20 protein-coding genes are annotated in these 26971 nt (G+C 58.9%); 8 read left to right on the top strand and 12 right to left on the bottom strand.

Translation table 11 applies throughout. The features are described from left to right. The first annotated feature begins 268 nt into the window (after positions 1–268). From FBX99_RS18075 to FBX99_RS18065, 3 genes are all read left to right on the top strand, one after another. Positions 269–1420: an efflux RND transporter periplasmic adaptor subunit gene (locus FBX99_RS18075; protein WP_144925302.1), complete on the top strand. Its 1152-nt coding sequence runs from the start codon at positions 269–271 to the stop codon at positions 1418–1420. A 14-nt stretch (positions 1421–1434) separates the two neighbouring features. Continuing rightward, positions 1435–4524, top strand: a complete 3090-nt coding sequence (locus FBX99_RS18070) for an efflux RND transporter permease subunit (RefSeq protein WP_145132399.1) — start codon at positions 1435–1437, stop codon at positions 4522–4524. 192 nt (positions 4525–4716) lie between these two features. Further along, positions 4717–5163 carry a hypothetical protein gene (locus FBX99_RS18065; protein ID WP_144925308.1) on the top strand — a complete coding sequence of 149 codons (447 nt, stop codon included), beginning with the start codon at positions 4717–4719 and terminating at the stop codon, positions 5161–5163. A 74-nt stretch (positions 5164–5237) separates the two neighbouring features. Here the strand turns inward: FBX99_RS18065 and FBX99_RS18060 are convergent, their stop codons facing one another. The 6 genes from FBX99_RS18060 to FBX99_RS18030 form a co-directional block, all read right to left on the bottom strand. Continuing rightward, on the bottom strand, positions 5238–7532 hold the full coding sequence (locus tag FBX99_RS18060) for an autotransporter outer membrane beta-barrel domain-containing protein (RefSeq protein WP_256662478.1): 2295 nt from the start codon (positions 7530–7532) through the stop codon (positions 5238–5240). A 245-nt stretch (positions 7533–7777) separates the two neighbouring features. After that, positions 7778–9805, bottom strand: coding sequence for a hypothetical protein (locus FBX99_RS18055; RefSeq protein ID WP_144925314.1), 2028 nt, complete (start codon positions 9803–9805; stop codon positions 7778–7780). 49 nt (positions 9806–9854) lie between these two features. Continuing rightward, a complete protein-coding gene (locus FBX99_RS18050; RefSeq protein ID WP_144925317.1) occupies positions 9855–10649 on the bottom strand; it encodes a hypothetical protein in 795 nt (264 codons plus the stop codon). A 268-nt stretch (positions 10650–10917) separates the two neighbouring features. Then, the gene (locus tag FBX99_RS18045; RefSeq protein ID WP_144925320.1) at positions 10918–12105 is read right to left on the bottom strand and encodes a pyridoxal phosphate-dependent aminotransferase; all 1188 of its coding nucleotides are present in this window, start codon (positions 12103–12105) and stop codon (positions 10918–10920) included. A gap of 42 nt (positions 12106–12147) precedes the next feature. Next, the gene (locus FBX99_RS18040) at positions 12148–13773 is read right to left on the bottom strand and encodes a methyl-accepting chemotaxis protein (RefSeq protein ID WP_144925323.1); all 1626 of its coding nucleotides are present in this window, start codon (positions 13771–13773) and stop codon (positions 12148–12150) included. 299 nt (positions 13774–14072) lie between these two features. Next, complete coding sequence (locus tag FBX99_RS18030; protein WP_144925327.1) at positions 14073–15209, bottom strand: glycerate kinase; 1137 nt, start codon at positions 15207–15209, stop codon at positions 14073–14075. Positions 15210–15430: 221 nt separating this feature from the next. Between FBX99_RS18030 and FBX99_RS18025 the strand changes: the two genes are divergently transcribed. Together FBX99_RS18025 and rarD are read left to right on the top strand one after the other, a co-directional pair. Beyond that, positions 15431–16444 (top strand): aldo/keto reductase, encoded by a 1014-nt coding sequence (locus FBX99_RS18025; protein WP_144925330.1) that lies wholly within the window; start codon positions 15431–15433, stop codon positions 16442–16444. Between the two features lie 162 nt (positions 16445–16606). Beyond that, complete coding sequence (gene rarD / locus FBX99_RS18020; protein WP_144925333.1) at positions 16607–17491, top strand: EamA family transporter RarD; 885 nt, start codon at positions 16607–16609, stop codon at positions 17489–17491. Positions 17492–17611: 120 nt separating this feature from the next. On the opposite strand, the gene hppD is transcribed toward rarD, so the two are convergent. Next, positions 17612–18688 (bottom strand): 4-hydroxyphenylpyruvate dioxygenase, encoded by a 1077-nt coding sequence (gene hppD / locus FBX99_RS18015; RefSeq protein WP_053191038.1) that lies wholly within the window; start codon positions 18686–18688, stop codon positions 17612–17614. Positions 18689–18936: 248 nt separating this feature from the next. Beyond that, complete coding sequence (locus FBX99_RS18010; protein WP_144925339.1) at positions 18937–19881, bottom strand: DMT family transporter; 945 nt, start codon at positions 19879–19881, stop codon at positions 18937–18939. 113 nt (positions 19882–19994) lie between these two features. Between FBX99_RS18010 and FBX99_RS18005 the strand changes: the two genes are divergently transcribed. Next, positions 19995–20861: a LysR family transcriptional regulator gene (locus tag FBX99_RS18005; RefSeq protein WP_144925342.1), complete on the top strand. Its 867-nt coding sequence runs from the start codon at positions 19995–19997 to the stop codon at positions 20859–20861. Positions 20862–21179: 318 nt separating this feature from the next. Further along, positions 21180–21545 carry a histone-like nucleoid-structuring protein, MvaT/MvaU family gene (locus FBX99_RS18000; protein WP_144925345.1) on the top strand — a complete coding sequence of 122 codons (366 nt, stop codon included), beginning with the start codon at positions 21180–21182 and terminating at the stop codon, positions 21543–21545. Positions 21546–21638: 93 nt separating this feature from the next. On the opposite strand, the gene FBX99_RS17995 is transcribed toward FBX99_RS18000, so the two are convergent. Then, positions 21639–22175 (bottom strand): DUF4946 domain-containing protein, encoded by a 537-nt coding sequence (locus FBX99_RS17995; protein WP_144925348.1) that lies wholly within the window; start codon positions 22173–22175, stop codon positions 21639–21641. A gap of 173 nt (positions 22176–22348) precedes the next feature. Between FBX99_RS17995 and gloA the strand changes: the two genes are divergently transcribed. Then, on the top strand, positions 22349–22870 hold the full coding sequence (gloA, locus tag FBX99_RS17990) for a lactoylglutathione lyase (protein ID WP_139648649.1): 522 nt from the start codon (positions 22349–22351) through the stop codon (positions 22868–22870). 245 nt (positions 22871–23115) lie between these two features. Here the strand turns inward: gloA and ahpF are convergent, their stop codons facing one another. The 3 genes from ahpF to gorA form a co-directional block, all read right to left on the bottom strand. Next, on the bottom strand, positions 23116–24678 hold the full coding sequence (ahpF, locus tag FBX99_RS17985; RefSeq protein WP_144925351.1) for an alkyl hydroperoxide reductase subunit F: 1563 nt from the start codon (positions 24676–24678) through the stop codon (positions 23116–23118). A 125-nt stretch (positions 24679–24803) separates the two neighbouring features. Next, positions 24804–25367 (bottom strand): alkyl hydroperoxide reductase subunit C, encoded by a 564-nt coding sequence (ahpC, locus tag FBX99_RS17980; protein ID WP_020294651.1) that lies wholly within the window; start codon positions 25365–25367, stop codon positions 24804–24806. 172 nt (positions 25368–25539) lie between these two features. Next, complete coding sequence (gene gorA / locus FBX99_RS17975; RefSeq protein ID WP_144925354.1) at positions 25540–26895, bottom strand: glutathione-disulfide reductase; 1356 nt, start codon at positions 26893–26895, stop codon at positions 25540–25542. Between the last annotated feature and the right edge of the window lie 76 nt (positions 26896–26971).

Below are 26971 nucleotides of genomic sequence, written 5' to 3'. Positions count from 1 at the left end.
TCGCGGGTGTAGGTCTTTCGCTCTTGCATGGATCCTCCTGATGGGGCGAATCATATCGCCCTTAAGAGGTGTCCGGGATCATTAAGCCAGTTCAGCTTGCCCGCGAAGGCGTCAGTACAGTCACCTGAAAATCCAGCTGCCAAGGATATACGCCCCCGCCCGTCCCCGAGCAAACCCCTTACACAATTTCACACACCCCCTACAAAGCTTTACCGCTGTGCCCCACCGTCCCCCGTAGCATGGCGATGTTCATCATTGGGGAAGCACCATGCCAAAGAACTCTTTCGCCACCCTGGGCCTGTTGCTCGGGGTACTGTCGTTGAGCGCCTGCGACAAGGCCTCGCCGCCCACGGACGAAGCGCCGCGCCCCACCGTTGCCATCGAAACCGTCGAAGCTCGGCCACTGTCCATCAGCAGCGAATTGAGCGGACGTATCGCCGCGCCGCGCATCGCCGAAGTCCGTGCACGAGTGCCCGGCGTGGTCTTGCAGCGGGTCTACCGCGAAGGCAGTGATGTGAAGAAAGGTGATGTGCTGTTCCGCATCGACCCGGCGCCGTTCAAGGCCGACCTGGACAGCGCCGAGGCGGCGTTGCGCAAGGCCGAGGCCAACGCGTTCCAGGCGCGCTTGCAGGCACAGCGCTACGCACGATTGATCGAAGACAACGCCATCAGCGCCCAGGACTACGACAACGCCCGCGCCGCCGCCCGCCAGACCGCCGCCGACGTCGCCGCCAGTCAGGCAGCCGTCGAGCGGGCCCGGTTGAACCTGGGTTATGCCACGGTCACCGCGCCGATTGCCGGACGCATCGGCCGGGCGCTGGTCACCGAGGGCGCGCTGGTGGGGCAGAACGAAACCACGCCGCTGGCGCTTATCCAGCAACTGAACCCGATCCACGCCGACCTCACCCAATCGACCCGCGAACTCAACGAACTGCGCCGGGCCCTGCGCGCCGGCCAGTTGCAGCAGGTTGGCCAGGACCAGGCCAAGGTCACGTTGATCCAGGACGACGGCAGCCTCTATCCACTGCCGGGCAAGTTGTTGTTCACCGACATCAGCGTCGACCCGGGCACCGGCCAGATCACCCTGCGCAGTGAGTTCCCCAACCCTGATCTCGACCTGCTGCCTGGCAGCTTCGTGCGCGTGCGCCTGGAGCAGGCCTTCGACCGCCAGGGCATCAGCGTGCCGCAACGGGCCATCCAGCGTGACAGCGCAGGCACAGCCCAGGTGCTGCTGGTCGACGCCGAGCAGCAAGTCAGCCTGCAACCGGTGGAACTGGGCAGCGTACAGGACAACCGCTGGATCGTTACCCACGGCCTGAAGCCGGGCGACCGCATCGTCGTCGAAGGCCTGCAACATGCCCGCCCCGGTGAAAAAGTCCAGATCGACAACTCCCCTCTTCCACTTGCCTCTGGTCAGTAAGCAGGACATTTCCCATGCCGCAGTTCTTTATCGACCGTCCGGTATTCGCCTGGGTGGTCGCGCTGTTCATCCTGCTGGCCGGTGTGCTGGCGATCCCGCAATTGCCGGTGGCCCAGTACCCGGACGTCGCGCCACCGCAGATCGAAATCTACGCGGTGTACCCCGGTGCCTCGGCGCAAACCGTGGACCAGAGTGTCGTCAGCCTGATCGAGGAAGAACTCAACGGTGCCGACAACCTGCTGTACTTCGGTTCCCAGAGCAGCCTGGGCAGCGCCACCATCACCGCGACCTTCAAGCCCGGCACCAATCCGGAACTGGCTCAGGTCGACGTGCAGAACCGTCTCAAGGCGGTGGAGTCGCGCCTGCCCCAGGCGGTCACCCAGCAAGGCTTGCAAGTGGATAAGGTCTCGGCCGGCTTCCTACTGCTGATCACCCTCACGTCCAATGACGGCAAGCTCGACGACGTTGCCCTCAGCGACTACCTGGCACGCAACGTGATGAACGAAATCAAGCGCCTGGACGGTGTCGGCAAGGCGCAGTTGTACGGCGCCGAACGGGCCATGCGAATCTGGATCGATCCGCAGAAGCTGCTCAGCTTCAGCCTGACCCCGGCCGATGTGAACGCTGCCGTCCAGGCGCAGAACGCCCAGGTTTCAGCGGGCAGCATTGGTGACCTGCCGAGCCGCGGTAACCAGGAAATCACCGCGACCATCCTGGTCAAGGGCCAGTTGTCGACGCCGGAAGAGTTCGCCGACATCGTACTCAAGGCCAACCCCGACGGCTCCACGGTGCGCATCGGCGACGTGGCACGGGTGGAAGTCGGCAGCCAGGAGTATCAGTTTTCCACGCGCCTCAACGGCAAGCCCTCCACGGCGGTCGGCGTGCAGCTATCGCCGGGGGCCAATGCCCTGAATACGGCGACCCTGGTACGGGCGAAAATGGACGAACTGGCGCGCTACTTCCCGGCCGGCGTGGAGTACAAGATCCCCTACGACACCTCGCCATTCGTCAAGGTCTCCATCACCAAAGTGATCTATACCCTGGGCGAGGCCATGCTGCTGGTGTTCGCCGTGATGTTCCTGTTCCTGCAGAACATCCGCTACACCCTGATCCCGACCCTGGTGGTGCCGGTGGCGCTGATGGGCACGTTCGCCATCATGCTTGCCCTGGGCTTTTCCATCAACGTGCTGACCATGTTCGGCATGGTGCTGGCCATCGGCATCCTGGTGGACGACGCCATTGTCGTGGTGGAGAACGTCGAACGGATCATGGCCAGCGAAGGGCTGTCGCCCAAGGACGCGACGCGCAAGGCGATGCAGCAGATCACCGGGGCCATCATCGGCATCACCCTGGTCTTGGTGGCAGTGTTCATTCCGATGGCGTTCATGCCCGGATCCGTCGGTGTCATCTATCGGCAATTCTCGCTGTCCATGGCCACGTCGATCCTGTTCTCGGCATTCCTGGCCCTGAGCCTGACACCTGCGCTGTGCGCCACCTTGCTCAAGCCCATCGTCCAGGGCGAGCATCACGCCAAGGGCGGCTTCTTTGGCGGGTTCAATCGCCGCTTCGATCGACTGGGCGAGCGCTATCAAGGCTGGGTCGCCTATGCCCTCAAGCGTACCGGTCGCTACCTGCTGATCTACGGCGTGCTGCTGGTGGGCATGGGCCTGTTGTTCAGTCGCCTGCCCTCCTCGTTCCTGCCGGTGGAAGACCAGGGCTACACCATCACCGACATCCAACTGCCGCCCGGCGCGAGCAAGAACCGTACAGTGCAAGTGGTCGAGCAGATCGAAGCCCACAACGCCGGCGAGCCGGGTGTGGGGGACAGCACGGTGATCCTGGGCTTCAGTTTTTCCGGCAGCGGGCAGAACGCAGCGTTGGCGTTCACCACCCTCAAGGACTGGTCGGAACGTGGCAGCGACGACTCGGCCAGTGCCATAGCCGAGCGCGCCAACCAGGCCTTCGGCGGGATAAAGGACGCCATGGCCTTCGCCGTATTGCCACCCCCGGTGGATGGCCTGGGGACGTCCAGCGGCTTCGAGTTCCGATTGCAGGATCGCGGCGGTCTCGGCCATGCCACGCTGATGCAGGCCCGCGACGCATTGCTTGCCGCCGCCGAAAAGAGCCCGCTGCTGATCAACGTGCGCGAGAGCGCCCTGGCCGAAGCGCCGCAGGTGCAACTGGAAGTCGACCGCAAGCAGGCCAATGCCCTGGGGGTATCTTTCGCCGACGTCGGCAACGTACTGGCGACCGCCGTGGGTTCAAGCTACATCAACGATTTCCCCAACCAGGGGCGCATGCAGCGGGTGGTGGTCCAGGCCGAAGGCGACCAGCGCAGCCAGGTGGCCGATCTGCTGAAGATCCATGTGCGCAACGATGCCGGGAAAATGGTGCCGCTGTCGGCCTTCGTCCAGGCCAAGTGGACCCAGGGCCCGACGCAACTGACCCGCTACAATGGCTACCCGGCCATCAGCATTTCCGGCGAACCGGCACCGGGCTACAGCACCGGCCAGGCCATGGCGGAAATCGAACGGCTGGTGGCCCAGGGACCAGCCGGGTTGGGCCAGGAATGGACCGGGTTATCGTTGCAGGAACGCCTGTCCGGCAGCCAGGCGCCGATCCTGCTGGGCCTGTCGCTGCTGGTGGTGTTCCTGTGCCTGGCGGCGCTGTACGAGAGCTGGTCGATTCCTGCCTCGGTGCTGCTGGTGGTGCCGCTGGGGGTACTCGGCGCGGTGCTGGCGGTGTCACTGCGGGGCATGCCCAACGACGTGTTCTTCAAGGTCGGCCTGGTGACCATCATCGGCCTCTCGGCCAAGAATGCGATCCTGATCATCGAGTTCGCCAAGAGTCTCTACGACGAAGGCCATGACCTGATCGACGCCACCCTCCAGGCCGCACGCCTGCGCCTGCGGCCGATCATCATGACCTCCCTGGCGTTCATTCTCGGCGTGGTGCCCCTGGCGATCGCCACGGGAGCCAGTTCGGCGAGCCAGCAGGCCATCGGGACCGGGGTGATTGGCGGGATGATCAGTGCAACGTTGGCGGTGGTGTTTGTGCCGGTGTTTTTTGTGGGGGTGATGAGGTTGGTGCTTAAATACCGGTAAGGACGTTTGACACACCTCTGTACCCATCAAAATTCGTAGCATTGTTATCAATCACAAAAACGCCGCCCTGTATAGTTGTCAGCTCTGACAGTATACAGAGCATGCACATAGGGCTTAGATAAACGCTCCATGCATATGACATCGCAGGATGCCCGCTGGATCTCCCGTCGATCATTTACGGAGCTTTTACTCATGAGCAGAGCAGCCACGAAACTGGATCAAGAAGCCCTTGCGAGCGAAGTCAACTTCACTGCCAATCTTGAAGACAATTCAAACTTCAACGCAGCCATAACCACACTAAAAAGTTCTACCACTCCCAATCGGGGTGAAGTGTGGGTGGTGGTAGCAACGGAATGGAAGAATGGCCTGCCAAGAACCTTCACGATCACTTTCTCAAAAGACATCAAAGAGGAAACGGATGGCGTCATTACGGATAATGACGAGCACGTCAGCTTGATCTACAACAATTATGCAGATCCAAACAGTCCTACACTGCAAAAAGCCAGAAGAGGCTCCATTCAGTACACAATGGGCGCTGATATGCGCTTCACTGGATCATTCACGGCGTATATCGACAAAGCTCAAGGAAACGATAGCTATCTATGCACCGGCCTCTTCGACACAGAACTCAGTTGGTAACCAAGCGTAAAAAAGCCCTGATCTTTCGATCAGGGCTTTTTCTTTGTCTTCAGTCGATTACCGATCTGGACGACTCACCATTTGAATTGCACGCCGACGGTACCACCTATGGGCATCTCAATACCTTTACCGTTCATATATTCAACCTCAGCGTGTGCCTGCCAGCGCTGGGACAGATTGACGGCAATACCAGCACCCAATTCGGCGCGTGATCCCGACAGGTCGTTATTGAACACGTTATTGTTGACCTTCACTTCGTTGTTTTTGGCGAACTCATGGGCCAATGCCGCACGCACATAGGGTTGTACTGTCGCGCCATTGTCCAATTGCATATCACGCCCCACCGTCACGCCGGCCTTGCCGAGCAACGAATAAGTACGATCACCCTCGGCCTGCAAACCGTTGTCAAGATGGTAGTCCTTACCCTGAATAGCCACCGCGGACCACTGGGTAAACGGCTCGATGAAATAACCATCGTTCAGTTTGATATTGCGACCGACTTCCACCGAACCGCCAAGGCCACTGTTGTCGTAATCACCCTTGGACCGTTTACCATCGCTCATGCCGACCTTGGCATCGTTCTGGAAGCGGTTGAGTTTAAGTACGCTGTCGACGTAGTAACCACTGTCCTCATCCATCCAGGTCAGGTAGGTACCAATGTAATAGCTTTTGATCGTGCCAGAAGTACCGCGATGCAAATCCAGATCCGAGGTACTGTGCCCTGCCATCACACCCAGCAGCCATTGCCCGTCGCCCAACGGCAGAGGTGCATCGGCACCCAGCGCGAAGCCTTGTTGAGCTTGGCGGTATCCCCCCCCGTAACTATCAGACACGTTGTACTTGTTGCCATAGGCCCTGAGCCATGCGCCGGACTTTTGTGAATTGAAGCGTAATTCCCCCATTCGACTACGCAATGGACTCAACTCACCGTACCAAACCGTCGGCGCGGTATTGAACAACGCCATAACGGCACGGGTCGAAGGGCTGACCGTACGGGCCGTGGGGTCAAGGAACCAGTCGTTACCAGTATCACTCTGCTTCAATCCATAGGAATAGGTGCCCAGATCAACCGCGCCATCGGCGTTTGCCAGGGCGAAAGTAGCGTCTCCTCCTCCGGTGTGAACCACCTGGATCGGCTGACCACTGGCCGGGTCAACGCCGCTGCTGGCAATCATGATTTGATGGCTGCCCGTTGCTGTGCCCGTGACATTAAGGAAATCGGTCTGATTAGTCGCGAAATCTGTGCCGATTTCGAACAGGCCGTTACCGGACAAACTTTCCACATTCAATCGATAGAAGGCGTTATCGGCGCCGAATCTTACCGTGCCGCCGGTGAGGACCAAGTCACCGACCTGGCTATCACCCGTCATGACCCAACTCGACTGGTCGATGCTGGCCGTGGCCACGTTATCCATGACACCAGTCATCTGCGAACCTTGCAGCAACGCCACCGTAGCGGTGCCGCCTGCGTCAGCGCGCACATCACCGGTCAATGAAGCCTGAGTGAAAGCTAGCGCGGCAACACCGTCGCCAGCCACCTGGACATTACCTGTCAGATTGCTGCGCTCGACATTCATCGCTGCATTACCGGCACCTCGTACTTCGAGAATCGTCCCGTTGCTACCGGTCAGCGTCGATCCGTTGAGCACATCTATCTGCGAAACCGCTGCTGAAGTGCCCGCATAATCGACAACAATAGCGGAACCGTTCCTACCCTCGACGCTAGACTGATCCAGCGTCAGCTTATTGACTTCGGATACGCCAGTTTCAAGCCCCAATATGACGCCATTCTGACCACCGATAATGCGCGTGCCATTGCTGGCAGAGGCTGTGCTGCTCAACAGTGAAATACCGAAACTCGTAGCCCCCGTACCCTCGACGATCGAATTTGAGAAATCCAGGACACTGAAAGCCGTCGCGCGGGCACCGCCTGTAACACCTGTAATGGTGCTATTAGTGGCCGTTACTGTTGAGCCGATCGTGGTACCGACAACATGCAAGGCCGTTAAACCCAGCTGATTTCCGGTGACGGTGCTGCCATTGATGGTGGCGTCACTGTCGGCGAGTTCCAGTCCAGCAAGTACATTTCCACCAGTAACCGTCGTGTTAGAAAGATTTATTGATGCACCCTGTCTACCAATAATTCGTCCAGTCGTGGCTCCACTGGTATTCAATGTGGATTGTGAGGCAAGGATACCTAGGGTTTGCGCGCCGTTAACGTTCAATGTGGAGTTCTGCGAGAGCGACCATGTTTCCACGGGGTCACCGTTGGTGATGGTCTGGCTTTGACCGACTAATGTTCCAGCCAGCGTTGGCTCAACCAGCAACAACGATAAGGACAGAGACGAACCCCTCAGCCATAACGCCATTGCCGGTGTCATTCCAGCGTACTTTATTGATCGCATAGTAGAACTACCCACAATTTGTCATCAGATAAAATTGATGAAGTTTATTTAGCGAGCGATAGACCCCTCACCCAGACGGCCGACAAATTACAGATATACGTCACAAATTGATGTAGGACTAATCCGATCACGCACAGGGATTTTTCCTCATATCAGCCAACGCCAATGCCGGGAAAACCCGATAGTTCCCCGACATTGGACACTGCCAATTATTTTGTAGGCGTCCCCTCACAATAGTTATAGCTGGTATTCAGCAAAGAAACCTCATTCAAAAATTCAGCAGAAGGCGTCAACACCCCGCCAATGGTGACCTCATACCATATTTTTATGAAACCATTCGGCAGGCCAGAGCTATGTGGCGGCTGGATAGGCTTAATTTTCGACAAATAAGGTTCTATATTTTTTACAAAAATCGCGCCCGTCTCCGAGCCTGTAATCGTGTAAGTACCCGTATAGTCAGTCCCATCGATGGGAATGAGCCCCGCAGCATCGGTTGTCCCAACGGACTTCAGAGTAACCACCGTATTAGCCGGCATATGAGTCGGATCGATATCAACAGTAACAGGCAGCTCCCAGGTATTTCTTATCAAGGAAGCACATGAAACAAAATTGCCCGAGCCATACAACCTGACTCTGGGTGGAGGCAAATTGATCCGAACGGCATCTACCTGCACCTCGGTAGGCAGCGACCTCATTCTGTTGCGGCCACCGTCCTCCTCAATTGTCCAATAGGCTATTTTTTTACCGGTCCCGGCATTATCAATAACACTGGCAAGCATCTCAAACGTTAACAACGGCACCGTACCGGCAGCTAATTGTTCACTGTGGACTTCCACACCGTTAAACCATAACTTGGCGATCTCATCGCCAATCGGCACCCAAGTAGTAGGTGCCTCAATCATCGGCGTACTAATGTCCGCCGGCTTTCCACGGTCATCTGCAGTAATATGGTTTTCCGTGCCGGAACCACCTACCGCTACAACCTTGACCTTCGTCATATTAGGGTTTTCCAGCCCGGGAAAAATCGGATTGATAGGCCCACGGTAGGTAAAATCAAGAGCCGATGGTGTGGGGTTGGAAGGAACCAAAGCTTCAGTCCCACGTGAAAAATCATATTCAGCAGTGATGGGTAATTCTGCGGTAGAATTCCCCCAAAGCGCAATTAACCTATTAATAGCCACGAGAAATTTAAGAGTCTTATTAGGGGTTTCCTCTCCCAGCAACTGCCCCGTTAAGGGGATTACCGTATTACCATTGGCGTTACTGATTTTCGGGATGATCCGATCAGTCTCCTGTCCATTAGTGGTATAGGGCACCTCTAGAAATACGTCACTCTCCAGGTCCTCCAGATCTATGACATCTGGCAATTGTCCTTTAGGAATAAAACAATCAATAAGTTGTGGTCGCGGACGACGCCGAACAATGAGTGGTCTAGGAAGTGCGGGCTCACTTTCATTTCCCACCACATCGAACAACACATACCAAACATAATGCTGACCATCCATTTGAGGGAGAGCAGCCTTTGGAATCGACACTTCGCCAGGTGACGTAAGCAATTGTGTATGTATCGGTGTGCCCGAGCCATAATTCGGCCCCACGTAAACCTCAACGCGGTCGTCCTCGCGATGAAACTCATAGCCCGTGTTAATGGTTAATTCGAGGGCTGTATTGTTATCGAGCCAATCATCGTCGATGACCGCCCCAGCTGGCAAATTCACCAGCACAGCCGCTTCCGGTTTCAGTCTCAAACCTGTTTTCTCATGCTCAGGTGCGAACCGGTCAATTTCAGCAGGGACGAACTCCAGCGGGTCCCAGTTACCATTCGGCCCCCAAATAACTACCAGCTCGAATTCGTAGGTAGTTGAAGCTTTAGTGGTGTCATCGTCCACAAGCCCCGCGGTTGGCACCGGGATGTCAAGCGTCGCGGGGCGAGTGGCAACGAGACCGAAAGGCTGCTCATCGAGCTCCGTTTCTACGCCTCCTTTATGTAGAACCAGTCTCCATATATCAGCATCATCCGGATCGGGGATATCACTGGATTTAAATCGAAGAGTCATCGTCCCTGAGTCAAGGATCGTTTTGGGGATCAAATCATCTACTATCTGTCCGACAATGATTGGAGGGTCCAGCAGGATGCCCGAATCAGACGTCGAGGAGCGTAACGCCGCCCGAGAACGGTCTGCGATTTGCCGCAGCGTCAACACTTCACCATTAACGTTTATGCTTTTACTGGTCATTTTGATTCTCCAAGATATTTATTGATCAGGCCATCTGGAACTCCATTCCTCAGGCAAATCCCCCACAAGGCTGTTCTTCCCCAGGTATTATGCGATCAATCTTGACGAGGCCCTTTCCTGACCTGCCTTTAGGAATACCATTTCGATAAATCGTATATTGAGCAACTCCGGAATCGGAATCCACCATGGGCCTTACATAGGGTACAAATGGAATTTCCATGATAAATCCATTGATCGCCTCGCTATCGCTTAACGTTTTGCGAAACTCGTAAACAGGTGTCAAAGCCGGGGGGCTGCCGTTTAATGTGTCGAAACCCTGCCACTGAAGAACACATTCATCCTGTCCACGAAAAATAGATTCCGGCAATATCTCTACTCTTACCTTTTCCCAGATCGGAACTGGCGAACTGCAGTTCAGATACCCCCATAAGTTGCTATCAGGGAACTTAGGCGCCGTCAACGTAGGCGCAGGTGTATGGTCAATAGTCAGTTTGCGTTTCGGTGAGGGGTCTTTATTACCGTCATGCTTGATCAACAGATAATGAATATAAGCGATACCGTCTACGCTCATATCCTGAGGACTTATCGGAAACGTAAACTCCGGCCTGTCGTCGGCGGGGAGATATCTGCGTTGATAAATCTCTCTGTCGTTAGGCTGCGCCCAATATACAAAAAGATCCGTATACTGCCCGGTAGTGTCAGGAAAGTCTGCCCAACGCGGTATTCTTCCGATCGTTCCGTTAGTCAGTTGTTCAAGCGGTATCCAACCCTCCGGATCCTGATCGTCGACTCCGTCTATACGCAAAGGTAGCGCAGTGATTTGCTCGTTGGGTTGTGGCATCACGTATTCGCTCCGGAGAAAGTGCTTTAGGCACACGTTATCTAGAGAAATCTTCGATGCAATTAGGCCTCGGACATACCAGATTGCCTACTGGTATATCTGACAGGTCTGGATACCGTTTATCGGATTTGACGGAGCGACACGTCCAGAATATACCTGCACGATGTTTGGATGATTTGAGCGAATGGTCGTATGGATCAAAGGCACGAAAGCGCTTGGATATAGACTCACGCTGCGTAGATGAATATTTCGAAGACCGGAATACAACCCCTTAAGCCCACTGCACCGGCAGCAACTCTGCTGCACACAACGCAATCCGCTGGCACGCCTGGGCTAACTTCTCCTGATCAACCACCAACCCGATCCGTATATGCCCCGCCGCACTGGGCCCGAACGCCTCCCCCGCTAGCACCGACACGCCATACCCGTCCAACAGCCGCTCGGCAAACGCCTGGGCATCGAGTCCCGTCCGGCGCACGTCCACCATCACGAACATGCCACCGTTGGGCCGCAGCGGGGTAAGCCCCGGGCAATCATCCAGCATGGCGCACACCAGGTCCCGGCGCTGGCGATACTCATCTTGCATGGACGCCACTTCAGGCAGCTCTTCCTCCAGTGCCACCTGGGCCGCCCGTTGCACGAACTCCGGCAGGCCGAACAGCATGCACAGCGACAGGTTCGCCAGGTGTTCGGCCAAGGGCTCTGGGCCGATGACCCAGCCGATGCGCCAACCGGTCATGGCGTGGGATTTGGACAGGCTGTTGATGGTCGCGGTGCGGTCGGCCATGCCCGGCAGGCTGGCCGGGCTGATGTGCTCGCCTTCGTACAACAGGTCGCTGTAGACCTCGTCACTGATCAGCCACACGTCATGCTCGATGCACAGTTGCGCCAGCGCCTGCCAGGTGGGCAATCGCAGGCTCGCGCCGGAGGGGTTGTTGGGGCTGTTGAGCAGCAGGGCTCGGGTCTTTGGGGTGATCAGGCGGGCGACATCGGTCGGTTCGACCCGGAACGCATTCTCCGGGCGTACCGCCACCGGTATCACTTTCGCGCCGCAGGCGCCGAACACCGCTTCGTAGGTGACGTACATCGGCTCGGCCACGATGACTTCGTCGCCAGGGTCGAGCAGGCATTGCGCGACCGCATACACCGCGCATTGCGCGCCCGGCAGTACCGTGACGTGCTCAGCCCCGACCGGCTGGCCGCTACGCCAACGATGACGGGTCGCGATGCTGGCGCGCAGACCGTAAAGGCCGCGCACGTCGCAATAGTGAGTATCCCCGGCCCGTAGGCTGCTCACCGCAGCATCGACGATGGCCCGCGGCGTGTCGAAATCCGGATCGCCCACCGACAGCAACAACACGTCCCTGCCCTGTTCACGCATGGCCAGTGCCCGGTCGTGGATCTGCCACGCGGCAGCCCCCTCGCCAGTGATGCGTTGGGTCAAGGCTGAATAGCGCATGTACGGCTCCTGGTTTATGCGGTGTCCAGCCTCAACCCTATCTCAAATCACAAACCGCGCCACCATCGCATTCAAACCCACCGCCAGGCGCGACAGTTCGTGGGTCGCGTCGCTCGTCTGTTGCGCGCCCGAGGCCGACTGCGTCGCCAGGTCACGAATGTTCACCAGGTTACGGTCCACCTCTCGGGACACCTGGGCCTGTTCTTCCGAGGCACTGGCGATGACCAGGTTACGTTCGTTGATCTGATGGATCGACTGGGTGATCTGTTCCAGGGCGACGCCGGCGGCACGGGCCAGTTCCAGGGTGCTCTGGGTGCGCTGGTTGCTCTGCTGCATCGATTGCACCGCCTCGCCGGTGCTGTTCTGGATGCCGGCGACCATCTTTTCGATTTCCTGGGTCGATTGCGCGGTGCGATGGGCCAGGGCCCGGACTTCATCGGCCACCACAGCGAAACCGCGTCCGGCCTCCCCCGCGCGGGCCGCCTCGATGGCGGCGTTGAGCGCCAGCAGGTTGGTTTGTTCGGCGATGGCACGGATCACGTCCAGCACCTTGCCAATGTCGCGCCCCTGAACGGCCAGGCCCTCGACCATGGTGGCGGTGGCTTGCACATCGTGGGTCATGGTCTGGATCGCCTCGACGGTCTCCACCACCCGGCTGCGACCTTCCTGTGCGGCCTGGGTCGACTGGTTCGACGCTTCGGAGGTCGACACGGCGTTGCGGGCAACCTCTTCCACGGCGGCGGTCATCTCATTGACGGCGGTCGCGGCCTGTTCGATTTCATTGTGCTGGCGTTGCAGGCCACGGGAAGATTCCTGGGTCACCGCACTCAGCTCCTCGGCGGCCGCGCCCAATTGTGTGGCGGAACCGGCGATCTGCTCGATGGTCTTGCGCAGGCTGCCTTGCATGTCGGCCAGTGCCTGGAGCAAACGAGCCGGTTCATCCTTGCCATCGATTTCAATAGCCTGGACCAGGTTACCGCCGGCGATGACCCGTGCCGCCTCCAACGCGCGGTTCAACGGTGTAACGATGCTGCGAGTCAGGAGCAGCGCCAGCACCACGGTAGCCAGCGCGGCGGCCACCGAGACGACGATGATGCCGGTGATCGCACTGTCATAGTGCTCACCCGCCACGGCCGAGGCTTCGCCGGCGCCGGTCACGTTGATCGCGATGAGCTTGTTGAGCTGCTCGCCCATCAGGTCGGTGCCTTCCTTGATCCGCGTATTGATGAGGGTGCGCAATAAATCGACCTTGTCCTGGCGCGACAGCTCCAGCATTTCCTTCTGGGCTTGCAGGTATTTATCGAGGGTCGCCGAAAAGGTTTTGTAGAGCTCGATCTCCTGCGCAGCGGGCGGCAGCTTGGCGTAGCTGCCGTTGGCCTTCTGCAGCTTTTCTACCAGCACACCGATGCGGGTCTCGGCCTCCGCGAGACTGGCCGGGTCCCGGTTGACCAGGATCCGGAACGAAAGAATGCGCATGCGCAGCACGTTCTCCAGTACGTTGGCCAGGTAGCCGACACTGGGGACTTGGGTCTGCTCCATGTCAATCGAGGCCTGGCGGATGACGGACATGCGATTGGCGGCAAATACACCGAGGGCGATCACTAGCAAGGCAATGAAGGCAAAGCCGAGAAAGGCCCGGGGAGCGATATTCAGGCTACGTAATGACATGGTAGGACCTCGGGTGATGGGGTCGAGCGTCCATGCCGGGCAGCGTATCGATTGAAAACGTTATGGGCACGCTTAACCCCTTATCGGCTGGGCTTGAGCCTTCTTTTAGGGGGCCGGTGAAATATATTTCATGATGTGTCAAAAAATCGTGGCAAGGGAGCCTGCTGTGGCGAGGGAGCTTGCTCCCGTTGGGTCGCGCAGCGGCCCCAAGAATCGATCTGCCATCGCGATCGATTCGATAGACCAAGGGTCTGCTGCGCAGCCCAGCGGGAGCAAGCTCCCTCGCCACAGTTGGCCGGTTATCGGTTTGCAACTCGCCAGAGCCGGGCAATGTCCCGGGCTCGTTCGCGCAGCAAGCGTGGTGCGTCGGCACAGGCCTGCTGCAGCGTCATCGGCCCGCTGACCAGTGCGAAGGCGGCATCGATGCCGTGCTCATACAGCGCCTGGTACCCCTCCCCCAACGTGCCGGCAATGACCACCACCGGTACGCCATGACGGCGTGCAACCCGGGCCACGCCAAACGGCGTCTTGCCCCGCAGGGTCTGGGCGTCGAAGCGGCCTTCCCCGGTAATCACCAGGTCGGCGTCCTTGATCGCATCGGCCAAACCCGTCAGTTGGGCGACGACGTCCACCCCAGTCCGAAACTGCGCTCCCAGAAACGCCTTGGCCGCGAACCCCAGGCCGCCGGCGGCGCCGCTGCCCGGTTCGTCCCTGACATCGCGGCTCAACACTTGGGCGCACTGTCCGGCGAAGTGCGCCAGGGCCTGGTCCAGTTGCTGAACCTGCTGCGCGGAGGCGCCTTTCTGGGGACCGAAAATCACTGAAGCGCCGTGGGACCCGCACAGGGGATTGTCGACATCGGCGGCAATCTCGACACTCACGCCAGCCAGACGCGGGTCCAGGCCACTCAGGTCAATGCGCGACAGGTTTGCCAGGGCCAGGCCGCCGGGTGGCAGCGGTTGCCCATGTTCATTCAGCAACGCCACGCCCAGCGCTTGCAGGGCACCCGCGCCGGCATCGTTGGTGGCACTGCCGCCGATCGCCAGGATCACCCGCCCGGCCCCTTCATCCAGGGCCGCGCGAATCAACTCGCCAGTGCCGTAGGTGCTGCTGGTACAAGCATCCCGTTGCCCCGGCGGCACCAGCTGCAAGCCACTGGCCTCGGCCATTTCAATGATCGCCGTGCGGCTGTCGGCCAACCAGCCCCAACGCGCCTCGACCGCGGCACCCAAGGGCCCCCGGACGCAGGTATGACGCCATTCGCCGTTGCACGCGGCCAGCACCGACTCCACCGTCCCCTCGCCGCCATCGGCCATCGGGCATTTGATCAACTGCGCATCCGGCCAGACCTCACCCAGCCCGGCGGCGATGGCATCGGCGACGCCCTGAGCGCTGAGGCTGTCCTTGAACGAGTCGGGGGCGATGATTATTTTCATTTTGGTCTCCGGTTCCGATGCTCAGCATGCTGCCAGCTGACCGCAGACGTGGCGCCGGTCTGCGGCACAAAAGACACCTGGGATTATTGTTCAATTTCACAAATGCCGATGCGTACACCCAAAATCCATTGTGGGGTCAGGGTGTTTGATAAATCTGTTTGATCCATACGGTGGTTCTGGGGTTTGATTGAGCCTTTCCCATCGATAAAAAGGATCTTGTCATGAGCTACCGCACGTTGGGTCACTCCGGGTTACAAGTTTCGACATTGACCCTGGGCACGATGATGTTCGGCGAACAGACCAGCACCGAGGATTCGTTGCGGATCATCGACAAGGCCTGGGACCAGGGCATCAACTTCATCGACACGGCGGACGTCTACACCAATGGCCGCTCCGAAGAAATCGTCGGCGAGGCGATTGCCAGTCGCCGCCAGGAATGGGTGCTCGCCACCAAGGTCGGCTTCGGCCCGGCGGATGGCGTGCCCAACCGCAGCGGCCTGAGCCGCAAGCATCTGTTCAATGGGATCGAGGCCAGCCTCACCCGGCTGGGCACCGATTACCTGGACATCTACTACCTGCATCGCGAAGACCACAACACCCCGCTGCACGTCACCGTGTCGGCCATCGGCGACCTGATCCGCCAAGGCAAGATCCGCTATTGGGGCCTGTCGAACTACCGTGGCTGGCGCATCGCCGAAGTGATCCGCATCGCCGACAGCCTGGGCATCGACCGGCCGGTGATCAGCCAGCCGCTTTACAACATCGTCAATCGCCAGGCGGAAACCGAGCAGATCACCGCCGCCCAGAACTATGGCCTTGGCGTGGTACCCTTCAGCCCCCTTGCCCGGGGCGTGCTCAGCGGCAAATATGCGCCGGACGTCGCGCCGGACGCCAACAGCCGCGCCGGTCGCCAGGACAAACGCATCCTGGAAACCGAATGGCGGGTCGAGTCCCTGCGCATTGCCCAGCAGATCCAGCAGTACACCCGGGAACGGGGCGTGGGTATCGTCGAGTTCGCCATCGCCTGGGTGCTGAACAACCGCGCCGTCACCTCTGCCATCGTCGGGCCGCGCACCGAGGAGCAATGGGATGGCTACACCAAGGCGCAAGCCGTGACGATCACCGCCGAGGACGAAGCCTTCATCGATTCGCTGGTGACGCCGGGGCATGCGTCGACACCGGGGTTCAACGATGTGGGGCATTTCGTGTCGGGGCGTGTGCCGCGTACGTCATAACCAATCAGTGAAATGAAAGCCTTCTGTGGCGAGGGAGCTTGTTCCCGCTGGACCGCGTAGCGGGCCCGTTGTTTGCGATTGCTACGCAATCGAGCGGGAGCAAGCTCCCTCGCCACAAGCAAGCTCCTTCCCGTCGAACTTCAATCCTTGAAAGAGGCTTCAGTGTCCAAAGGCATCGCCCTATCGGTTTCGGCCTCCGCGCTGTTCGCCGTCATGTATTACTACACCTCGCTGCTCGCACCGCTGACCGGCGTGGAGATTTTTGGCTGGCGCATGCTGCTGACGATGCCCTGTATGACGGTGTTCATGCTGGTGGCGCGGGAATGGAAGCTGGTCACCGCGCTGGTTCAGCGCCTGATCGCCACCCCACGATTGCTGATCGGCGCGATGGTGTCTTCGGCACTGATGGGCGCGCAAGTCTGGCTGTTCATGTGGGCGCCGCTCAACGGCTACAGCCTGGATGTGTCGTTGGGATATTTTCTGTTGCCGCTGTCGATGGTCCTGACCGGGCGCATCGTCTATGGCGAACGCCTGTCATACCTGCAGAAAGTCGCGGTGTTCTTCGCCACCCTTGGCGTGTGCAACGAGTTCTATCAAGTCGGTGGTTTTTCCTGGGCGACCTTGCTGGTGGTGATCGGTTATCCCATCTACTTCGTCCTGCGCAAACGCACCAAGACCGATAACCTGGGCGGGCTCTGGCTGGACATGACGCTGATGCTGCCCGTAGCACTCTGGTTCGTGCAGAGCGGTGAACAAGGCTTCAATGTGTTCGATCAGTACCCGTGGCTGTCGCTGCTGATCCCGGTGCTCGGGGTGATCAGCGCGTCGGCGCTGGTGTCCTACATCATCGCCAGCCGGCTGTTGCCGTTCGGCCTGTTCGGGTTGTTGAGCTACGTCGAACCGGTGCTGCTGCTGGTCGTTGCGTTGTTGCTGGGCGAAAGCATCAAGGCCGGAGAATGGCTGACCTATATCCCGATCTGGATGGCTGTGGCGGTGCTGGTGTTCGAAGGGTTCAAGCACCTGATGCGGCAGCGACGTCGAGCCTGAGGTTTACCCTGATCCCATGTGGGAGCGGGCTTGCTCGCGAAAGCAGAGTGTCAGGCGCCATTGATATGACTGACACTCCGTCTTCGCGAGCAAGCCCGCTCCCACATTCAGGGTTTACCGTTACTCAGTCGCCAACACCCCACGCCGCACCTGGTCACGCTCGATGGACTCGAACAACGCCTTGAAGTTGCCTTCGCCAAACCCATCGTCGCCCTTGCGCTGGATGAATTCGAAGAACACCGGCCCCATCAGGGTTTCCGAGAAGATCTGCAGCAGCAGGCGCTTGTCGTCCGGGTTGGAAGAACCGTCCAGCAGGATACCCCGCGATTGCAGTTCATCCACCGGCTCGCCGTGGTTCGGCAAACGGCCTTCGAGCATTTCGTAGTAGGTGTCCGGCGGCGCGGTCATGAAGCGCATGCCAATCTTCTTCAGCGCGTCCCAGGTCTTGACCAGGTCGTCGGTGAGGAACGCTACGTGCTGGATGCCTTCGCCGTTGAACTGCATCAGGAACTCTTCGATCTGCCCGGCGCCCTTGGACGATTCTTCGTTCAACGGTATACGGATCATGCCGTCCGGGGCGGTCATGGCCTTGGACGTCAGGCCGGTGTACTCGCCCTTGATGTCGAAGTAACGGATCTCGCGGAAATTGAACAGCTTCTCGTAGAAGCCGGCCCAGTAGGCCATGCGGCCTCGATAAACGTTGTGGGTCAGGTGGTCGATGATCTTCAGACCCGCGCCCACCGGATGACGGTCGACGCCTTCGAGGAACACGAAGTCGATGTCATAGATCGAGCTGCCTTCGCCAAAACGGTCGATCAGGTAAAGCGGCGCGCCACCGATGCCCTTGATCGCCGGCAGGTTCAGCTCCATCGGACCGGTTTCGATATGGATCGGCTGGGCACCGAGTTCCAGGGCACGCCGGTAGGCCAGCTGCGAATCCTTGACCCGGAACGCCATGCCGCATACCGACGGGCCATGCTCGGCCGCAAAGTACGAGGCCACGCTGTGGGGTTCGTTGTTGAGGATCAGGTTTATCGCGCCCTGACGATACAGGTGCACGTCCTTGGAACGGTGCGTGGCGACCTTGGTGAAGCCCATGATCTCGAAGATCGGCTCCAGGGTATTGGGTGTAGGGGATGCGAATTCGATGAATTCAAAGCCCATCAGGCCCATCGGGTTTTCGTATAGATCTGCCATGTCGGCGCCTCATCATGCTTATCAATTAACGGAACGTTAGTTGCTGGCCATGCTGAGGGCACGCGGTGGCGCGCAGGAGATACCGCGAACGCTGCGGGCGAGAAAATCGCCATAGATCAGTTGTAACCCAAGTATCTTCATTGTCGACCCAAGGCTTTTGCGGGCGAGGCTTCTGCTGCCAGAAGACGTTATTCTTATATGCGTAAATCGATTCTACACAGCGTAACCGGATTTGTCCGCCTCCTCTATCAAATCGGCTTTTTCGCCGCCCGCGCAAGGGGGCTGTTGCACAGGAAAATACCGGTCAGGATCAACCCGCCGCCCACGCACATCAAGGTCGTGAGCCGTTCGTCCAATAGCAGCGCACCCAGCAGGACCGCCGTCAGCGGGTTGAGGGCGATGAATACACCGGAACGGGTTGCGCCGATCCGGCGAATACCGTCATACCAGGCGATATAGGCCAGGGCCGAGCCCAACACGCCAAGATAAAGCAGGCTCAGCCACTGCCTCATGTCCAGCCCGCGCAGGGCTTCGAAGTGAACCTCCCCCCCGGCTGCACAGACCAGCCACAACATCACCGTGCCCAGCAGGATCGACCAGGTTACCGTTTGCAATGGGCCGAGGCTTTCATTCAGGTTTCGGGAAAACAGCGAATAAATGCCCCACCCCAGTACGCAGCCGAAAATCAGCAGATCACCGATCCAGCTCTGCGCGGACGCCTCCAGCAAGAGAGGATCGCGACTGACGATGACCAGCCCCGCGCCGCCGATGCACAGCACGATTGCGCCTACTTTCAACCGACTTAACCGCTCCTTGAACAGCCACCAGGACGCCAGGCCGATCACCGCCGGGTTCAAGGCCACGATCAGCGAGGCCCGCGAGGCATTGATGTAGTGCAAGCCGTAGAAGAAACACAGGTTGTAGAAAAGGATGCCGAAGAACCCCAGCACCGCCAGTTGCACCCCCTGTTTCAACGTAGGCCTGGCCAGCGGGATCCTTGCCAGGAAGAGGAACAGCAACAGCGCCACACTGGCCAGCAGGAAGCGCAGACTGGCGGCCAGCAGGGGCGCCAAGGCATCGGACAGGATCCTGCCAGCCACGAAAGTGCCGCCCCAGATCATGGTGACCATGGATAGCTTCAGGTAAACAGACAGGTCCGAGGGCGTTGGTAAGGCTTGTTCGAGGGTTTTCATGGGTCACCGCAGACAATTAAAGCAAGGTACACAACCTTGTGGCGCTATCCGATTCAACCCGGATACCTCATTATCCAGTTCATATTAAGTCATCGTAAAATGAGCAATCCCTCATGACCCTCACCCAACTCGAAATCTTCTCCCTGGTCGCCGAGCTACGTGGTTTCACCGCTGCTGCGACGCGTCTGGGCATCGGCCAGTCGGCGGTGTCCCACGCCATCAAGTCGCTGGAGCAGGAGCTGGGGGTCGAGCTGCTCAAGCGTCACCAGTCCGTGGTTGAACTCAGCGACATCGGCCAACAGTTGCTCCTGCGCGCCCGCGCCATGCTTGGGTTGGCCAATACCTTGCGCCAGGAAGCCGCCGACGCACGCGGCATGCGCCGTGGTACTTTGCGCATCGGCTCGTTCGGCCCGACCTCATCGATCAAGCTGTTGCCCGCCATCCTGCAGCGCTATCGGGCCCTGCATCCAGGAATTGAGGTGCACATCGACGAAGGGCCGGACCGGCAAGTCATCCAATGGCTGGATGAGCGGCGGATCGATGTCGGCTTCGTGGTGCTGCCTGAGGAGCGTTTCGATACGTTCGCCCTGATGCAAGACCAGATGGTCGCGCTCCTCCCCACTGCCCACCCCCTCGCCGCCCGAACCAGCCTGAGCCTGCATGACCTGTGCGGCGATCCCTTCGTGCTCACCGAGGCCGGATCGGCAGAGTTGGTCACGCGCCTGTTCAATGCCGCCCGGCTCGCACCCAACGTGCGCTATCGCTGTTCACAACTGCTCAGCACATTGAACACCGTCAGCCGGGGTGAGGCCGTGACCGTGGTCTCCGAGGGCTCGCTGCCTGAGGGGGATCACCCGGGCTTCGTGGTACGGCCCTTGTCGCCTCCGGTTCCGCGCCAGATCGGCCTGGCGGTGCTGGACAGCCGCCAGGTTTCACCCGCCACTCGGGCATTTATCGAGTTGGCCTTGTCTATCGAATGAAGAAAGCTCGGTTCTAGCGGACGATATCGTAATGCCACCCATGGACAATCGAAGCACAACTTCCATTGGACTACCCAGTTGAATCTATACTTGGTACACAACGGCCTCGCGCAGACAGCGCTGCAACTTGAGGAAAACGTTTGCTCTTGTTACATGACGAAAAAGATACGATTTACACTGCCCGGTTTAACTACTACAATTTTTCTGCCTGTGCTGGATAGCAGGAGAGTCATTTATCACCGAGGCGCGTCAAAGCGCTTGGCTTATAGCTTTGTCTGCGGTTGGTCTCAGCCAAATATTTGATTGGAGTAACGATAATTGTCCAGACTCGTTGAATTTCGTAAAGCCGAAAAGGCCCTTCAGGATCAGCTCAAACAGCTGGAAATGCTGAAGAATGATGCCGGGCTCAAGAAAGAAATCGAATTCGAAGAAAAGCTCCAGGCACTGATGAAAACCTACGACAAGGGCTTGCGCGACATCATCGCAATTCTTGACCCGAACCCGTCAAAAGCGGGGTCTTCATCGACCAAGGCGCCTAAGACCCGCCGTGCACGAGTGGTCAAGGTCTATCAGAACCCGCACACCGGCGAACTGATCGAAACCAAGGGCGGCAATCACCGCGGCCTGAAAGCATGGAAAGAACAATACGGCGCGAGCACCGTCGACTCCTGGGTACGCAGCTGACACCCAGGATGAATAAAAAAAGCCCTGAATACCTCAGGGCTTTTTCATGGACTCAAACTTCTGGAATAAGCCTGACGTATTAGCTTGATAGCCCTATAGTTTCAGACTATTTCGTACCGCCTGTATTTCATCCTGGCTTTCAACAAATACCTGCGCCTGTCCCGCATAGGACAGTACATAGGCCCGGCCTTCATTAAGTGCTGCGACCAGTGTCTGAGACAACACATGTCGGCCATTCTGTGTGATCGTGCAGGTAGTTTCCAGGGCGGTTACCCCGCCCAACAGGGAAGCATGAATCTTATTGCATACACTTTGATAACCACCCTGGAAAAAATCCTTCTGGATTGACTTGCGCATTTCCAGGAGCACGCCTTGCAAATTGACTTGATGATCGGGATCGACGGGCGTTGCGGTCAGCTCCATGACCATGACGGCATTGCCTGTCGAGTCATTCTTGGTCGCCCGTTGCCGAGAGGTGCCTGGCGCCGCCGGCGCGGCAGACGCAGCGGAAGGCAGCGGCTCGATGAACCAGCCCTGGGGCCAGGTGACCTGCGGTTCGGCGGCCTGGCCGCTGGCACTCGCAGCAATGGCAAAAAACAGGACGAACAACGAAAGGAACGGTCGAATCATTGCACTGCACTCAAGGACGAATCGCGAAGTCTGAAGCTCACCGCATGACCAGGCAATAGCCGCACACGGTTTGGCGATGTCGCGGCCTCTGCGTATCATGCCTGACGCAAGCCACAGAACCGTCGCGCCAAGCCCTGCGACGTCGTTTGCCCCACTTATTTTCCGGAGGGCCCATGAGCCTGCACGAACTCGACACTTTCCCGGGCGTCACCGCCCAACCCGATGCCGCCACGGCTAACTTCGTCTTCAACCACACCATGCTGCGGGTCAAGGACATTACCAAGTCCCTGGACTTCTATACCCGCGTCCTGGGCTTCTCGCTGGTGGAAAAGCGCGACTTCCCTGAAGCCGAATTCAGCCTGTACTTCCTCGCCCTGGTGGACAAGCGCCAGATTCCGGCGGACGCCGCGGCACGCACCGAGTGGATGAAATCGATCCCCGGCATCCTGGAACTGACCCACAACCACGGTACCGAAAGCGACCCGGCATTCGCTTACCACAACGGCAACACCGATCCGCGCGGGTTCGGTCACATCTGCATCTCGGTACCGGATGTAGTCGCCGCCTGCGAACGCTTCGAAGCGTTGGGCTGTGACTTCCAGAAGCGCCTGAGCGACGGCCGCATGAAAAGCCTGGCGTTCATCAAGGACCCGGATGGCTACTGGGTCGAGATTATCCAGCCTGCGCCGCTCTAAGCAGCACTGAGAGCCAGCTGTAGAAGTGAGCTTGCTTGAACTGATGCAGGCTGCACCGACGCTTTCGCGAGCAAGCCCGCTCCCACACTGGAATCAGGTCGTACAGGATTGCTGTGATCGACGCGCACTACTGTGGGAGCGGGCTTGCTCGCGAATGGGGCGGCCCGGTCTTGAGCTGATCTGCAAAAAATAAAAAACCCCATGAGCCTGGCCCATGGGGTTTTGTTTTTCCAGCGCGCGGCTGCTTATGCCGGAGCGGAGGTACGGATCAGATGGTCAAAGGCGCTCAACGAAGCCTTGGCGCCCTCGCCTACGGCGATCACGATCTGCTTGTACGGCACGGTGGTCACATCGCCGGCCGCAAACACACCGGGAATGGAGGTTTCCCCCCGGGCGTCGACAATGATCTCGCCACGTGGTGACAGCTCGACGGTCCCCTTGAGCCAGTCGGTGTTGGGCAACAGGCCGATCTGCACGAAGATCCCCTCCAGGGCCACGTCCAGCACTTCACCGCTCGGACGATCCTTGTAGCGCAGGCCGTTGACCTTCTGACCGTCGCCCGTCACTTCGGTGGTCTGGGCGTTGGTTATCACCGTCACGTTCGGCAAGCTGTGCAGCTTGCGCTGCAACACCGCATCGGCGCGCAATTGCACATCGAATTCCAGCAAGGTGACATGGGCGACGATGCCGGCCAGGTCGATGGCCGCTTCGACACCAGAATTGCCCCCGCCAATCACGGCCACGCGCTTGCCCTTGAACAGCGGACCGTCACAGTGCGGGCAGTACGCCACGCCCTTGTTGCGGTATTGCTGCTCCCCTGGCACGTTCATTTCACGCCAGCGGGCGCCAGTCGCCAGGATCACGGTCTTGGCCTTGAGGCGCGCACCGCTGGCGAACCGGACTTCGTGCAGTGCGCCGTCCGTGCCAGGCACCAGCGCATCGGCACGTTGCAGGTTCATGATGTCTACGTCGTATTGCTTGACGTGCTCTTCCAGGGCCACGGCCAGTTTCGGTCCTTCGGTTTCCTGGACCGAGATGAAGTTCTCGATGGCCATGGTATCGAGCACCTGACCGCCGAAGCGTTCGGCCGCCACACCAGTGCGGATGCCTTTACGGGCCGCATAGATCGCCGCCGACGCGCCGGCCGGGCCACCGCCGACCACCAACACATCGAAGGCGTCCTTGGCGCTGATTTTTTCGGCCTGGCGTTCGATGCCGCTGGTGTCGATCTTGGCGAGAATCTCTTCCAGGCCCATGCGCCCCTGACCGAAGTTCTCACCGTTCAAGTAGATGCTCGGCACGGCCATGATCTGACGCTCATCGACCTCGGCCTGGAACAGCGCGCCGTCGATGGCGACATGGCGGATGTTCGGGTTCAGCACCGCCATCAGGTTCAGCGCCTGGACGACGTCCGGGCAGTTCTGGCACGACAGCGAGAAATAAGTCTCGAAGTTGAACTCGCCTTCAAGGGCGCGGATCTGTTCAATGACTTCGACACTGGCCTTCGAGGGGTGACCGCCGACTTGCAGCAAGGCCAGCACCAGCGAAGTGAATTCGTGGCCCATGGGAATGCCGGCGAAACGCAGGCTGATATCGGCTCCCGGGCGGTTCAACGAGAACGATGGCTTACGCGCATCGGTGCCGTTGTCGAGCAAGGTGATCTGGGTGGAGAGGCTGGCAATGTCTTTGAGCAGCGCCAGCATTTCCTGGGATTTCGCACCGTCGTCGAGGGATGCAACGATCTCGATCGGTTGGGTGACCCGTTCCAGATATGACTTCAACTGAGCTTTAAGATTGGCGTCCAACATACGGGCGATTTCCATTTTTTGAATTTCAGAAAAAACAACGCCCGAGCGAATCTCGCCCGGGCGTTTTTTTGTGGGCGGTGCGGCTTACTTAAGTGCGGGTGACCGCCCTCAAAGGACTCACGGTCTTAGATCTTGCCAACCAGATCCAGGGACGGAGCCAGGGTGGCCTCGCCTTCTTTCCATTTGGCCGGGCAGACTTCGCCAGGGTGAGCGGCAACGTACTGGGCGGCTTTGATCTTGCGCAGCAGCTCGGAAGCGTCACGGCCTACACCACCGTCGTTGATTTCGACAATCTTGATCTGACCTTCCGGGTTGATTACGAACGTACCGCGGTCAGCCAGGCCAGCTTCTTCGATCAGCACGTCGAAGTTGCGGGAGATGGTCAGGGTCGGATCGCCGATCATGGTGTACTGGATCTTGCCGATGGCTGGCGAAGTGTTGTGCCAGGCAGCGTGGGCGAAGTGAGTGTCGGTCGACACACTGTAGATCTCGACGCCCAGCTTCTGGAACTCGGCGTAGTTGTCGGCCAGGTCTTCCAGCTCGGTTGGGCAAACGAAAGTGAAGTCAGCCGGGTAGAAGAACACGACAGACCACTTGCCTTTCAGGTCGGCGTCCGATACTTCGACGAAAGCGCCGTTTTTGAATGCGGTAGCTTTGAACGGTTTGACTTGGCTGTTGATGATAGGCATCGGTGTTTCTCCATCAGGGTTGAAAGTTGATGGAGAGAAGCTTACCCACTCACTCTCCACCTGGCTCATTGGCAAAGCTGATGCGAATAATTGGTTTTGACTATCAGGGAACTGTATAGATAGAAAAAATCTGTAGAAGCTGCCACAACCCGGCAGCTTCTACACAACAGCGTCAGGCCGCGGGTGTACGCATGGTGACGAACTCTTCGGCGGCGGTAGGATGCACGCCGATGGTTTCGTCAAAATCGCGTTTGCTGGCGCCGGCCTTGAGGGCAATGGCCAGACCCTGAACGATTTCCCCGGCGTCGGGACCGACCATATGGCAACCCAGGACCTTGTCGGTCCGGGCATCCACCACCAGTTTCATCAGTGTGCGCTCCTGGCAGTCGGTCAGGCTCAGCTTCATCGGCCGGAAACGGCTTTCGAAAATCTGCACCTCATGCCCTTCTTCCCTGGCCTGTTCTTCGGTCAGGCCGACCGTGCCGATGTTCGGCAGGCTGAATACCGCGGTGGGAATCATCCGGTAGTCCACCAGCCGGTACTGCTCGGGCTTGAACAGACGCCGCGCCACCGCCATGCCCTCGGCCAGGGCGACGGGTGTCAGCTGTACTCGGCCGATCACATCGCCAATGGCGAGGATCGACGGCTCGGTGGTCTCGTATTTTTCATTGACCTTTACAAAGCCTTTCTCATCCAACGCGACAGCGGTGTTCTCCAGACCGAGGTTATCGAGCATCGGCCGCCTACCGGTGGCGTAGAAGACGCAATCGGTCATCAGCGTACGGCCGTCCTTGAGGGTCACTTCCAGGCTGCCATCGGCCTGCTTGTCGATGCGCTGGATATCGGCATTGAACTGCAGGTCCAGGCCCCGGCGCGTCAACTCTTCAGCCAGGTGCTTGCGCACCGCAGCGTCAAAGCCGCGCAGGAACAGCTCGCCGCGATACAGCAGAGACGTCTGCGCGCCCATGCCGTGGAAAATCCCGGCGAACTCCACCGCGATGTAGCCACCTCCCACCACCAGCACGCGCTTGGGCAGTTCCTTGAGGAAAAAAGCCTCATTGGAACTGATGGCATGCTCGCGCCCTGGAATCTGCGGGATGACCGGCCAACCACCGGTGGCGACCAGGATGTGCTCGGCGGTATGGCGCTGGCCGTTGATCTCCACCTCATGGGGGCCGGTGATCTTCGCATGGCCCTCATGCAACGCCACGCCGCTGTTGACCAGCAGATTGCGATAGATGCCGTTGAGGCGGTTGATCTCCTGGTCCTTGTTGGCAATCAGCGTGGCCCAGTCGAAACTCGCCTCCCCCGCCGTCCAGCCATAGGCCGAAGCCTGCTCGAAGTCTTCGGCATAATGCGCGCCATAGACCAGCAGCTTCTTCGGAACGCAACCGACGTTCACGCAGGTACCACCCAGGTAGCGGCTCTCCGCCACGGCCACCCTGGCGCCAAAACCTGCGGCGAACCGTGCAGCCCGCACACCACCGGAACCGGCGCCAATCACATACAGGTCAAAATCGTAGGCCATTACTCTCTCCTTTGGCAGGCCACCAGCATACCCGCTGTTTCCAGACGGGTCAGCGTTGGGTGGGTTATGGGGGCGA

The organism is Pseudomonas sp. SJZ074, from assembly GCF_007828215.1.
Taxonomy (GTDB): Bacteria; Pseudomonadota; Gammaproteobacteria; order Pseudomonadales; family Pseudomonadaceae; genus Aquipseudomonas.
This window is presented reverse-complemented; position numbering and strand designations above follow the sequence as displayed.